Here is a 13,107-nt window from a genome sequence, read left to right as displayed (position 1 = left end):
TAAATTGTGATACGCGTCAGCGTATCCGGCAAAATGAAACGTGATCATTGCGAGTCCAGACTCCTTCGGGTTATAGGGTCAAGCAATGAAGCGCACACGGTGGATGCCTAGGCAGCCAGAGGCGATGAAAGACGTGGTAGCCTGCGATAAGGTTCGGTGAGGTGGCAACAACCTGTGACCCGGACATCTCTGAATGGGGAAACCCACTCATCATAAGATGAGTATCGTGCATTGAATACATAGATGTACGAGGCGAACCAGGGGAACTGAAACATCTAAGTACCCTGAGGAAAAGAAATCAACCGAGATTCCCCTAGTAGCGGCGAGCGAACGGGGACCAGCCCTTAAGCATGTGACTGATTAGGCGAACAGATTGGGAAGTCTGGCCGTAGCGGGTGATAGCCCCGTAGTCGAAAATCTGATCATGTGAAATCGAGTAGGTCGGGGCACGAGAAACCTTGACTGAAGACGGGGGGACCATCCTCCAAGGCTAAATACTCCTGGCTGACCGATAGTGAACCAGTACCGTGAGGGAAAGGCGAAAAGAACCCCGGAGAGGGGAGTGAAATAGATCCTGAAACCGTGTGCGTACAAGCAGTAGGAGCAGACTTGTTCTGTGACTGCGTACCTTTTGTATAATGGGTCAGCGACTTATATTCAGTGGCGAGGTTAACCGTATAGGGGAGCCGTAGGGAAACCGAGTCTTAACTGGGCGACACAGTCGCTGGATATAGACCCGAAACCGAGCGATCTATCCATGAGCAGGGTGAAGGTTGAGTAACATCAACTGGAGGCCCGAACCAGGATCTGTTGAAAAAGATTTGGATGACTTGTGGATCGGAGTGAAAGGCTAATCAAGCTCGGAGATAGCTGGTTCTCCTCGAAAGCTATTTAGGTAGCGCCTCATGTAGTACCGCCGGGGGTAGAGCACTGTTTCGGCTAGGGGGTCATCCCGACTTACCAACCCGAGGCAAACTCCGAATACCGGTGAGTAACGCGTGGGAGACACACGGCGGGTGCTAACGTCCGTCGTGAAAAGGGAAACAACCCAGACCGTCAGCTAAGGTCCCGAAATCCTGGTTAAGTGGGAAACGATGTGGGAAGGCTCAGACAGCTAGGAGGTTGGCTTAGAAGCAGCCATCCTTTAAAGAAAGCGTAATAGCTCACTAGTCGAGTCGGCCTGCGCGGAAGATGTAACGGGGCTAAACCAGGTACCGAAGCTACGGGTTCACACTTAGGTGTGAGCGGTAGAGGAGCGTCGTGTAAGCCAATGAAGGTGAATTGAGAAGTTCGCTGGAGGTATCACGAGTGCGAATGCTGACATGAGTAACGATAAAGGGAGTGAAAAACTCCCTCGCCGGAAGACCAAGGGTTTCTGTTCGACGCTAATCGGAGCAGAGTGAGTCGGCCCCTAAGGCGAGGCCGAAAGGCGTAGTCGATGGGAAACGGGTCAATATTCCCGTACCGGACATGGTTGCGATGGGGGGACGAAGAAGGCTAGGTGAGCCAGGCGTTGGTTGTCCTGGTGAAAGTGAGTAGGCAAGCGGTTTAGGTAAATCCGGACCGCTCTTTCAAAGAGAATGCCGAGACACGAAACGAACTGACCACGGTCAGGAAGTCACTGATGCCACGCTTCCAGGAAAAGCCTCTAAGCTTCAGATCATGTGCGACCGTACCCCAAACCGACACAGGTGGTCAGGGTGAGAATCCCAAGGCGCTTGAGAGAACTCGGGTGAAGGAACTAGGCAAAATGGTGCCGTAACTTCGGGAGAAGGCACGCCGGCGTAGGGTGATGAGACTTGCTCTCTAAGCCCGAACCGGTCGAAGATACCAGGTGGCTGCAACTGTTTATTAAAAACACAGCACTCTGCTAACGCGCAAGCGGACGTATAGGGTGTGACGCCTGCCCGGTGCCGGAAGGTTAAATGATGGTGTTAGCCGCAAGGCGAAGCTCTTGATTGAAGCCCCGGTAAACGGCGGCCGTAACTATAACGGTCCTAAGGTAGCGAAATTCCTTGTCGGGTAAGTTCCGACCTGCACGAATGGCGTAATGATGGCCACGCTGTCTCCACCCGAGACTCAGTGAAATTGAAATCGCCGTGAAGATGCGGTGTACCCGCGGCTAGACGGAAAGACCCCGTGAACCTTTACTATAGCTTCACACTGGACGCTGATGTTGCCTGTGTAGGATAGCTGGGAGGCTTTGAACTCTGGACGCCAGTCCGGAGGGAGCCAACCTTGAAATACCAGCCTGGCATCATTGGCGTTCTCACTCAGGTCCGTTATCCGGATCGAGGACAGTGTGTGGTGGGTAGTTTGACTGGGGCGGTCTCCTCCTAAAGAGTAACGGAGGAGCACGAAGGTACCCTCAGCACGGTCGGACATCGTGCATTGAGTGCAAGAGCATAAGGGTGCTTGACTGCGAGACAGACACGTCGAGCAGGTGCGAAAGCAGGTTCTAGTGATCCGGTGGTTCTGTATGGAAGGGCCATCGCTCAACGGATAAAAGGTACTCCGGGGATAACAGGCTGATACCGCCCAAGAGTTCACATCGACGGCGGTGTTTGGCACCTCGATGTCGGCTCATCACATCCTGGGGCTGAAGTCGGTCCCAAGGGTATGGCTGTTCGCCATTTAAAGTGGTACGCGAGCTGGGTTTAGAACGTCGTGAGACAGTTCGGTCCCTATCTGCCGTGGGCGTTGGATGTTTGAGAAGAGCTGCTCCTAGTACGAGAGGACCGGAGTGGACGACCCTCTGGTGTTCCGGTTGTCACGCCAGTGGCATTGCCGGGTAGCTATGGTCGGACGGGATAACCGCTGAAAGCATCTAAGCGGGAAGCCCCCTTCAAGATGAGACATCCCTGAGACCTAGAGTCTCCTAAAGGGCCCAGCGAGACCAGCTGGTGGATAGGCACGGTGTGGAAGCGCTGCAAGGCGTTGAGCTAACGTGTACTAATGGCCCGTGAGGCTTGACCCTATAACACCCAAGGGGTCTGGTCGCGATGATGACGTCAATGAAAACCGGATACGCATGCTAAGCCACGTGGTTAAGACACAGGGCTTGGCAATGAGACGATCGCAATTTAGTTAAAAAAAGTCAGCATGATATACCACCCGTTACGCCTGACGACCATAGCACGCGTGAACCACCTGATCCCTTGCCGAACTCAGCAGTGAAACCGCTTAGCGCCGATGGTAGTGTGGGGTCTCCCCATGCGAGAGTAGGTCATCGTCAGGCACCTATACCGCAGAAAACCCAGCCAACCGGCTGGGTTTTTTGTGTGCGTGGAAGAAAGGCAGCCGATAAAAAAGGCGGCTTGCGCCGCCCAGGTAAAGGCTTATAAATGAAAAGGTTAAGCGCAGATCGTCTCTAACGCTTCAATCAGACTATCCATCTCATCATCGGTACCGATGGTGATACGGAGGAAGTTATTGAGGTCTGAGGTATTAAAATGGCGCACCAGAATGCCCCGCTCACGTAGGCCAGCAAATAGCTGCGCGCCTTCGTAGTCAGGGTGTTGGGCAAGCACGAAGTTAGCTTTAGAGGGCAGCACCTCAAACCCTAACGCTTCTAGACGTTGGCGAGTACGCTCACGGGTGGTAATAACATGCTCGCGGCAGGCTTCGAAATGCTCGACATCTTTCAGAGCGGCGATGCCTACTAAGCTTGCTAGGCTATCCACTGGATAAGAGTTGAAAGAGTCTTTTACCCGCAGTAAGCCATCAATCAATTCCTCAGAGCCCACCGCATAACCCAACCTCAATCCCGCCAAACTGCGCGACTTAGAAAACGTACCGGTGACAAGCAGGTTGGGGTAGCGATCAATCAGCGTTACAGCACTCTCTGCGCCGAAATCGACATACGCCTCATCCACCAGCACTACTCGATCTGTGACACGCTTAAGCAGCGCCTCTATTGCTGCGAGTGAGTGGGCATGGCCGGTAGGGGCATTAGGGTTAGCGAAAATAACACCGCTGCGGTTGGTATCCGCCGCCAGCGCATCAATATCGACTTCCCACTGCTTATTGAGCGGATGCTTACGCAGCTCAACGCCATAAAGATTGGCGTAAACAGGGTAAAAGCTATAGGTGATGGCAGGCACATCAAGCGGCGCTTGATGGCAAAAGAAGGCCTGAAATGCGAACGCCAACACTTCATCGGAACCGTTTCCGACAAACACTTGGCTGCTGGCTACCTTAAATGTCTCCGCCAGCGCTTCACGCAGTGCTGTAGAGGTAGGGTCAGGGTAGAGGCGCAGATGGTCTGTTGCATAATCGCGCAGCGCCTTACCGACGCCTGGAGCAGGTGGGTAAGGGTTTTCATTGGTATTGAGTTTAACAAGCTTCTCGCGTGGCTGCTCACCGGGCACGTAAGGCGTAAGTTCGCGAACGGCCGGACTCCAGTATTGGCTCATGAGGGTAACCTGATTATCCTAGCAAGGTATGCCATGGTCGCTTGAAGGCCAACTCAGCGCAAGCATTCGCGTCGCTAGGGGTGTGCGTCGCACCTTGTAGCGGTTATGCTGTCACAAGTGCGCGTAAATAAATGTGATGCCCAACACGAGATGAAGGAGACACTCTATGCAACTTAAGAGTTTGCTAGCCGGTTCGGCTATGTTGGCACTATTAGCTGGCTGTGCAAGCGGTCCGATGGAACAGCAGCAAGAGGAAGCAGCGACCGCACAGGCTAATTACCAAGGCTCGCTACCTTGCCGCAACTGCGATGGTATCGATCTGGATGTCACGATGATGGGTGAAGAGATGAGCGCGGCGGAAGAGCGCACTTTCACACTGAACGCTACCTACCGGAACCATCCCCAAACCCCTCCCGATGAAAATTATGCGGGTAACTGGGAAGTGCTGACCGGTACGCCGTCTGACCCAGACGCCACCGTTTACGAGCTGACGCCAGATGGCGATGGCCAAATCTATTACTTCATGCGTATTGATGAGAGCACGCTGGAATTGATTGACCCAGAACGTCGTCGTTTTGAAAATGGTGAAATGCTGCAGCTAAAGCGCCAATAACGCGCTATTCAGCAGTATCAAAGGCGGCCACTGGCCGCCTTTTGTGTTTGTCGAGGCAAGGCCTGACGCGAGTGGCAATGGCCAGTGGCTGTTAATGCAGGTGGCAACGTAGTGAATGTTGTCAAATAGCGATAGCAACAGTAGGAGTGTAATGGCAGTGGCCAAAGCTAAAAGCGCCTTTGTATGCACTGAGTGCGGTGCTGAATATCGCAAATGGCAAGGGCAGTGCAGTAGTTGCCAAGAGTGGAACACCCTAAGCGAGGTGCGTTTAGAGAGTGCACGCCCTGGTGGCGGAGCAGCCTCTGGGCGCTCAGGCTACACAGGTGATCTCTCGCGAGAAGTGATCGATCTTGGCAATGTTGATCTCAGCGAGGTTCCTCGCATGAGCTCCACGTTCGCTGAGTTTGACCGCGTGTTAGGCGGCGGGCTGGTACCCGGTTCGGCGGTTCTGTTGGGCGGGAATCCAGGCGCAGGTAAATCGACGCTACTGCTACAAACGGCCTGTAAGCTAGCCCAGCAGCGACGCATACTCTATGTGACGGGGGAGGAGTCGCTCTCTCAAGTAGCCATGCGTGCCCACCGCCTGCAACTGCCCACCAACGGTTTGAAAATGCTGGCCGAGACCAGTGTGGAAACCATTCTGGCGGTATCTGAGCGTGAAAAGCCGGAAATCCTGGTAATCGACTCGATCCAAACTATGCATCTGGAAGACATTAGCTCAGCGCCTGGTGGCGTTGCTCAGGTGCGCGAGTCAGCCGCCGCGTTAACGCGCTTTGCCAAGAAGACCAATACCGTTCTGTTATTAGTGGGACACGTGACCAAAGACGGTTCGCTGGCGGGGCCTAAAGTCCTTGAGCATATGATTGATGCGTCGCTGTTATTAGAAGGCGGCGCAGACTCACGCTTTCGCACCCTACGTGGTCAGAAAAACCGCTTTGGTGCCGTTAACGAGCTGGGTGTTTTCGCGATGCTTGAGCAGGGCCTTAAAGAAGTCAAAAACCCCAGCGCGATCTTTCTCTCCCGCCAAGAAGTGCAAGCGCCCGGCAGCTTGGTGATGGTGGTTTGGGAGGGCACGCGGCCAATACTGGTCGAGGTGCAGGCACTGGTAGATGAGTCTGCGCTTGGCAATCCCCGCCGGGTAGCTGTCGGCGTTGATCAAAATCGCCTGGCCATGCTGTTGGCAGTGCTCAACCGCCACGGTGGTCTGTTTACCGGTGACCAAGACGTATTCCTGAACGTTGTCGGTGGTGTCAAAGTGCTTGAAACCAGCGCCGATTTGGCAGTACTGCTGGCAGTAGTATCTAGCCTGCAAAACCGTGCACTGCCCAAAGAGTTAGTGGTGTTCGGTGAGGTTGGGCTTTCCGGCGAAATACGCCCAGTGCCTAGTGGGCAGGAGCGCATTAGTGAGGCTGCCAAGCACGGTTTTCTGCGTGCCATCGTGCCGCGGGCCAATGCACCCAAGCAGGCGCCAAAAGGCATGGAAGTGATCGCCGTGGATAAGCTCAGCGATGCGCTGGAAGCACTGTAGCATGTGCCATACTGCGTTAAACTGAAGATATCCCCTAAGTGCCAAGGAGAGACACGATGAGTTCGATTCGCTTGACCCAGTATAGCCACGGCGCCGGCTGCGGCTGCAAAATTGCCCCGGACGTGCTGGATGGGATTCTAGCCAAAGCGGGGCCAGCTGCGGGCCATAAACGGCTTATTGTCGGCAATCAAGGACGCGAAGATGCTGCCGTGTATGATCTAGGCGATGGCCGCGGCATGATTGCCACCACGGATTTCTTCATGCCGATTGTTGATGATCCCTTTGATTTTGGGCGTATCGCGGCGACCAATGCGATCAGCGATGTTTACGCTATGGGCGGTACGCCGGTAATGGCGTTAGGTATTCTAGGCTGGCCGTTGGATAAGCTTAGCGCTGAAGTGGCTGGTGATGTCATGGCCGGAGCCCAGGCAGTATGCCGTGAATTAGGTGTTGCCCTAGCAGGCGGTCACTCCATTGATGCGCCCGAGCCGATTTTTGGGCTCGCTGTGAACGGCTTGGTGGATCTAGACAAGCTCAAGCTTAATAGCACCGCCAAACCCGGTGATCTGCTGTTCTTAACCAAGCCGCTGGGTATCGGTATGTTAACCACCGCCGAAAAGCGTGGCTTGCTGGAAATGGGCCACCATGGCCTTGCCCGCGAAACCATGCTCAAGCCTAATAGCATTGGCGTGAAACTTGCCGATGTGAAAGGGGTGAACGCCATGACGGATGTGACCGGTTTTGGCTTGGCCGGCCATCTTGCGGAAATGTGCCAGGCCAGTAACGTAATGGCCCAGATTGATTTTCGTAAACTGCCGCGCTTAGCCGAGGCAGAGTCTTACCGCCGCCAAGGCGCAGTACCTGGCGGTACGCTACGCAACCGTGATGCGCTGGGGGATAGCCTGCCTGCCATGGATGAAGCCCACTGGCAGTGGCTATGCGATCCACAAACTTCTGGCGGACTGCTCATTAGTGTCGATCCTGCCTGGGAAGATGACGTTGAGCGCATTGGCCGCGAATTCGGCCTGTCGTTACAGTCATTCGGTGTAATGAAAGCGCGCCAAGGTAACGCCTCTATTGAGGTGGTCGGGTGACGCTAGCCACCCGACCAGCGGTATTAAGCCTAATCAAAGAAGAGCAGCCGCTAATAGATGTGCGCGCCCCGGTCGAGTTTGCTCAGGGCGCACTCCCTGGCGCCGTCAATCTGCCGTTAATGATTGATGATGAGCGTCATCAGGTAGGTATCGCCTATAAACGGCAGGGCCAAGCCGCGGCGATTGCGTTAGGCGAACGCTTGGTCAGCGGTGAGGTCAAGCAAGCTCGAATTGCAGCGTGGCAGGCGTATTTAGCCGAGCATCCAGGTACATTGATTTACTGCTTTCGCGGTGGGCTGCGCTCACAAATTGCTCAGCAGTGGTTAGAAGATGCCGGTATCTCAAGACCACGCTTGGAGGGTGGTTGGAAAGCCATGCGCCAAGCGCTATGTGAGCGTATTGAGACGGCTGCACTGCAGCCGATGCTGGTGGTCGCAGGGCTGACTGGGTGTGCAAAAACGACGTTGATCAATCAGCTCAATAATGGCGTCGACCTGGAAGCCTTCGCGCACCATAAAGGCTCCGCCTTCGGGCGTAGGCCCGAAGAGCCTGCCACACAAATCAATTTTGAGCATGCGCTGGCCAAACGATTAATCAGCTTAACCGAAGGGCTGGTTATTGAAGACGAGTCCCGCCAGATTGGCAGTGCCAATATTCCCTTGAACTTCTGGCGAGCATTGCAGCAAGCGCCCCGTGTACGTATCGAAATGCCGCTGGATTGGCGCCTTGCTCAAATTCAACAGGACTACATTATCGATTTAGAACAGGCCTATGCTGCTCGCTATGGTGCCTATCAGGGCTGGCAACTGATGCAGGCGCAGTTGAGTAATGCGCTTATCCGTCTGGGCAAGCGTTTGGGTAATGCACGGCTGCAACGTTTGCAGCGGCTTCAGGCACTGGCGTTTAACGAACATGTCCACGGAAACCCTCAGGCCCATGAAGCTTGGCTCGCGCCTCTGCTTACCGAGTATTACGACCCGCTCTACCGCTATCACTTAGACAAGCAGCGCGAGACTGCCCCGCCAGTAATTCATGTCGGCGATTGGGAGAGCTGCCTGGCGGTTGCCAAGCAGTGGAACCGATAATCGCTGCATGCGCTGCTGTTAGTCCGTTCTTAACCACTGGGTCATCACGCGGTCAAGCAGCGGTGCTAGATGAATAAAGCGATTGGCATCCTCAAGAATTTCCGCATCGTCCTGAACATAGCGGGCGGCGGCAGGGGAGGCGCTGGGCCGCTCGGTCTTGCTCAGCAGGTGGTTAACGCTGGCAGGCGTGGCTTCCAAATGGCATAGCAGGCTGACGACGCGGCCTCTATCCCAGGTAAACCCCTGTAGCGGTGCTGCTTCACTGCCCCCCCAGGGAAAAGGCATCATCGGGCAAGCTGAAGACATAACGATGCCACATAAAGGCGCTGAACGACTCGGGCAAATCCAGTGAGCTTTCCGGTGCCAGGGTGACCGTATGCCAGCCTGTTTCAGCGTAAGTGCCGGGGGCTACCACTGCGCCGAGTGCTTGCGCTATCCAGTGAGCGCCAATGCCAATCCCCAATAACGGTTTTTGTCCATCCAGGTAGCGGTTAATCAGCTTATCTTCAGCTTTAAACCACGATGGCGGTTGGCTGAGTTGCGTTTCAGGCCCATCAAGCACAATCAATGCATCAGATTCGTTTGGGCGGGGCGTTAACTCGCCAGCATAGAGATGAAAAACGGTGTAACTATGACCCATACTGGTAAGCCAGTCGGTTAAACGGGCGGGGCCATGGTCAGGGCCGTGCTGTAGCAGATGAATATGCATGGTAATCTCCTCGCCGGCCGTACAATCATCAAAGCGCTGGGGGATCGCCCCAAGCGCAGAGAGACGATAACGTACCCGCTACATTTAACCAATATCCCACGTAAAGCGATCCAGGAAATCAGTATGGTGCCGAAACCTCAGGGCTTTTATTTACGGCTGCAAGAACTCCCACTACCGGCCCAGCAAGCCTTTATGGCGGCGCTGTGTGAGCGTTTGCTGCCTAACTATGTGTTATATGAGCAAACCACAGGACAAGGCGATAGCCATACGCTGCGTACCGTGCTGAGTTTGGTGTGGGAACGGCTTAATGTGCCCAATGCCAGTATCGACTTTGCTCGTCAAGCGGAGAAGCTCGCCGAGTGTGAGCCTTCTGAAGCGGATGATAGCTTTGGTGCCCGGCGTGCCCTGGATGCAGTGGTATCGGTCTCGGCGCTGCTGGACACACTGCAAGGCGATTCCCCAGAGGCCGTGTTGGATGTTAGCCGCACATCCCGAGCGGGCGTGCGCGCTTTTATAGAGCTCACTGAAGGCGAAGTTGACGCACAGAAACTGGCGCTAATTATTCGCGACCACCCGTTGATGGCCGACGAGAACGACTTTCAGGATGCGGTATTGGAAATGGTCAGCGAACCGTTGGATAAAGCGGCACTAAAAGAGGTGCGTGAATTAGGGCGCAACGGTGGGATCAGTAATCTTGGCTTATCGCTTGAAGATACCGGGGCTTAAAGCCCCGGCAGGCTTACGTATTAGAAATTTATAAGCGCATTTCGATACCGCGTTCGGCCATGTAGCGCTTTGCTTCAGGAATGGTGTACTCGCCAAAGTGGAAAATGCTGGCGGCCAGCACCGCGTCGGCACCGCCTTTCAGTACGCCATCCACCAAGTGATCCAGGTTGCCTACACCGCCAGAGGCAATCACCGGCACGCTCACCGCTTCAGAAATCGCGTGGGTCACGCCCAGGTCAAAGCCGATCTTGGTCCCGTCGCGATCCATGCTGGTGAGCAGTAGTTCGCCCGCTCCGAACTCCACCATCTTCTTCGCCCACTCAACGGCGTCGAGGCCCGTTGGGCGGCGGCCACCGTGGGTGAAAATTTCCCAGCGGGGTGTTTCGCCCTCTTTCGAGACGCGCTTGGCATCGATCGCCACCACAATGCACTGGCTACCGAAACGCTCAGCAGCTTCGCGCACAAACTCAGGGTTAGTGACCGCGGCGGTGTTGATGGAGACTTTATCCGCACCGGCGTTCAACATGGTGCGAATATCGTCACAGCTGCGAATGCCGCCGCCGACGGTCAGCGGAATAAACACTTCGCCCGCGATGCGCTCGACCATCTCTACCGTCGTATCACGGTCTTCGTGGCTAGCGGTAATATCAAGAAAGGTAATCTCGTCGGCGCCCTGCTGGTTATAGCGCTGGGCAATCTCTACCGGGTCACCGGCATCGCGAATGCCGACGAAATTAACGCCTTTGACCACGCGCCCGGCGTCTACGTCCAGGCAAGGGATAATGCGTTTGGTGAGACTCATGAACCACCTCCCGTCAGTTGGTCGCTTAATCGCTGTGCTTCGGCGACATCCAGGCTGCCTTCGTAAATTGCCCGGCCGGTAATCGCGCCCAAAATACCGCTATCGGCAACTGCGCAGAGTGCTTTGATGTCATCCAGATTGGTCACACCACCGGAAGCAATCACCGGCAAGCCGCCTTCGCGGGCAAGTGCGGCGGTGGCCTCTACGTTGACGCCTTGCATCATGCCGTCGCGAGCAATGTCGGTGTAGACGATGCTAGAGACACCATCGTTGGCAAAACGCTTGGCTAGTTCGGTGGCTTTGATCGTGGAGACCTCTGCCCAGCCGTCGGTGGCGACATAGCCATCTTTGGCATCAAGCCCAACGATCACATGGCCTGGAAAGGCGCGACACATTTCGCCAACGAAGTCGGGCTCTTTTACTGCCTTGGTACCGATGATCACGTAGGAGACACCGGCACTTAAATAGTGCTCGATGGTTTCCGCACTGCGAATGCCGCCACCAATTTGAATCGGCAGATTCGGGTAGGCACGGGCAATAGCGGTCACGGCGTCACCGTTCATCGGCTTGCCTTCAAAGGCACCGTTCAAATCGACTAAGTGAAGCCGGCGGGCGCCAGCTTCCACCCAGCGTGCGGCCATCGCCACTGGATCATCGCCGTAGGAGGTCGCATCTTCCATGCGACCCTGCTTCAACCGGACACACTGGCCGTCTTTGAGATCAATAGCGGGAATTACCAACATACAAAATCCTCTCAGGGCGTCCAGGTGACAAAGTTTTCAAGCAGGCGAAGGCCCGCGCGAGAGCTTTTTTCCGGGTGAAACTGCACCGCGAAGGTCGAATCTCGACCAATCGCGACATGGGCGTTTACCTTGCCGTATTGGGTCGTACCAAACACCTGGGCGTCGTCATCCGCATTTACGTAATAGCTGTGCACGAAGTAGAAGTGTTCACGATTATCAATACCTGCCCACAGTGGGTGGTCGTGATGCTGCTCGACCACATTCCAGCCCATGTGCGGTACTTTCAAACGCTGCTCGTGGGCGTCGCGCATATCACCAGGGAAACGGTCTACGTTGCCTTTAAAAAAGCCCAGGCACTCAACGCCACCATTCTCTTCGCTGCGCTCCAGTAACATTTGCTGACCCACGCAGATACCCAGCAGCGGTTTGGCTTGACGGGTGAGAATATCCTCCACTAGCCCGCGTAACTCGGTGCGCTCAAGCTCGCCAACGCAGTCACGAATAGCTCCTTGGCCAGGTAGCACCAGGCGCGTCGCGCCAAGAATACGCCGCGGGTCACGGGTGATGACTACATTCTCATGCGTCACATGCTCCAGCGCCTTGGCCACGGAATGCAGGTTGCCCATTCCATAGTCGATCACAGCAATGGTCATGAAGCGCTCCTTGTGGAGATAGAGGGAAAGTAGCTAGAGGCATCGCTCGTCACATAGCTCATCACATAGCGCAGCATTACAAGCTCCCTTTGGTGGAGGGCATTTGGCCTGCCATGCGGGGGTCTTCCGCCACGGCCATACGTAGCGCTCGGCCGAAGGCTTTAAAAATCGTTTCCGCTTGATGGTGAGCATTAAAGCCTTTGAGGTTGTCGATATGCAGCGACACGCGAGCGTGATTGACGAAGCCTTGGAAAAACTCCCAGAACAGCTGGGTGTCCAAGCTACCGATGGTATCTCGGGTGAACTCAACATTTATGTAAAGCCCCGGCCGGCCGGAAAAGTCGATCACCACCCGAGAGAGTGCTTCATCAAGGGGTACATAGGCGTGACCATAGCGGTAAATGCCGCGCTTATCGCCAATGGCTTCAAAAAAAGCCTGGCCTAGCGTAATACCCAGGTCTTCTACGGTATGGTGGTCGTCAATATGCAGGTCGCCAGTGGCATTGATGTCGAGATCGATCATCCCATGGCGGGCAACTTGATCAAGCATATGATCCAAAAACGGAACGCCGGTTTGGCAGCTAAGACGGCCTTCACCGTCGAGATTGACGCTGACCTTGATCTGGGTTTCGTTGGTGTCACGGCTAACCGTGGCAATACGCGCTGACATGTTGCATCTCCTGCGCTAAGGCGCACTCTGGGGGATTACCCTGAGGAACGATCCTGTGAAATGGCCGGT

Annotated in this window: 10 protein-coding genes, 2 rRNA genes and 1 pseudogene; 7 read left to right on the top strand and 6 right to left on the bottom strand. The window is 55.1% G+C overall.

Annotated elements, in window-relative coordinates; translation table 11 throughout:
• Positions 1 to 76: 76 nt before the first annotated feature.
• Positions 77 to 2,977, top strand: a 23S ribosomal RNA gene (locus ACWI0H_RS17875).
• Between the two features lie 145 nt (positions 2,978 to 3,122).
• Positions 3,123 to 3,238 (top strand): 5S ribosomal RNA (gene rrf, locus ACWI0H_RS17870).
• 115 nt (positions 3,239 to 3,353) lie between these two features.
• Here the strand turns inward: rrf and hisC are convergent.
• Positions 3,354 to 4,415 (bottom strand): histidinol-phosphate transaminase, encoded by a 1,062-nt coding sequence (gene hisC / locus ACWI0H_RS17865; protein ID WP_485874105.1) that lies wholly within the window; start codon positions 4,413 to 4,415, stop codon positions 3,354 to 3,356.
• Between the two features lie 166 nt (positions 4,416 to 4,581).
• On the opposite strand from hisC, the gene ACWI0H_RS17860 reads away from it, so the two are divergent.
• The 4 genes from ACWI0H_RS17860 (at position 4,582) to mnmH (ending at position 8,735) form a co-directional block, all read left to right on the top strand.
• A complete protein-coding gene (locus ACWI0H_RS17860; protein WP_101146592.1) occupies positions 4,582 to 5,028 on the top strand; it encodes a copper resistance protein NlpE N-terminal domain-containing protein in 447 nt (148 codons plus the stop codon).
• 157 nt (positions 5,029 to 5,185) lie between these two features.
• Entirely contained in the window at positions 5,186 to 6,556 is a 1,371-nt protein-coding gene (gene radA / locus ACWI0H_RS17855; RefSeq protein WP_485876261.1) for a DNA repair protein RadA, read from the top strand.
• A gap of 56 nt (positions 6,557 to 6,612) precedes the next feature.
• Positions 6,613 to 7,650 (top strand): selenide, water dikinase SelD, encoded by a 1,038-nt coding sequence (selD, locus tag ACWI0H_RS17850; protein WP_485874104.1) that lies wholly within the window; start codon positions 6,613 to 6,615, stop codon positions 7,648 to 7,650.
• On the top strand, positions 7,647 to 8,735 hold the full coding sequence (gene mnmH, locus ACWI0H_RS17845) for a tRNA 2-selenouridine(34) synthase MnmH (protein ID WP_485874103.1): 1,089 nt from the start codon (positions 7,647 to 7,649) through the stop codon (positions 8,733 to 8,735). The genes selD and mnmH overlap by 4 nt, the downstream gene beginning before the upstream one ends.
• 18 nt (positions 8,736 to 8,753) lie before the next feature.
• On the opposite strand, the pseudogene ACWI0H_RS17840 reads toward mnmH, so the two are convergent.
• Positions 8,754 to 9,444, bottom strand: a pseudogene (locus ACWI0H_RS17840) (type 1 glutamine amidotransferase).
• A gap of 123 nt (positions 9,445 to 9,567) precedes the next feature.
• Here ACWI0H_RS17840 and ACWI0H_RS17835 point away from each other — a divergent pair.
• The gene (locus tag ACWI0H_RS17835) at positions 9,568 to 10,170 is read left to right on the top strand and encodes a YjaG family protein (protein ID WP_485876260.1); all 603 of its coding nucleotides are present in this window, start codon (positions 9,568 to 9,570) and stop codon (positions 10,168 to 10,170) included.
• A 28-nt stretch (positions 10,171 to 10,198) separates the two neighbouring features.
• On the opposite strand, the gene hisF is transcribed toward ACWI0H_RS17835, so the two are convergent.
• The 4 genes from hisF to hisB form a co-directional block, all read right to left on the bottom strand.
• On the bottom strand, positions 10,199 to 10,972 hold the full coding sequence (hisF, locus tag ACWI0H_RS17830; RefSeq protein ID WP_008957631.1) for an imidazole glycerol phosphate synthase subunit HisF: 774 nt from the start codon (positions 10,970 to 10,972) through the stop codon (positions 10,199 to 10,201).
• Positions 10,969 to 11,715 carry a 1-(5-phosphoribosyl)-5-[(5-phosphoribosylamino)methylideneamino]imidazole-4-carboxamide isomerase gene (hisA, locus tag ACWI0H_RS17825; protein WP_101146588.1) on the bottom strand — a complete coding sequence of 249 codons (747 nt, stop codon included), beginning with the start codon at positions 11,713 to 11,715 and terminating at the stop codon, positions 10,969 to 10,971. The genes hisF and hisA overlap by 4 nt, the downstream gene beginning before the upstream one ends.
• A gap of 11 nt (positions 11,716 to 11,726) precedes the next feature.
• Complete coding sequence (hisH, locus tag ACWI0H_RS17820; protein WP_008957629.1) at positions 11,727 to 12,368, bottom strand: imidazole glycerol phosphate synthase subunit HisH; 642 nt, start codon at positions 12,366 to 12,368, stop codon at positions 11,727 to 11,729.
• 76 nt (positions 12,369 to 12,444) lie between these two features.
• Entirely contained in the window at positions 12,445 to 13,038 is a 594-nt protein-coding gene (gene hisB / locus ACWI0H_RS17815; RefSeq protein ID WP_101146587.1) for an imidazoleglycerol-phosphate dehydratase HisB, read from the bottom strand.
• Positions 13,039 to 13,107 lie beyond the last annotated feature (69 nt).

The organism is Halomonas sp. NYA30 (assembly GCF_976980765.1).
The sequence above is the reverse complement of the archived record's forward strand: the minus strand, read 5'-3'. Positions and strand labels throughout refer to the sequence as shown.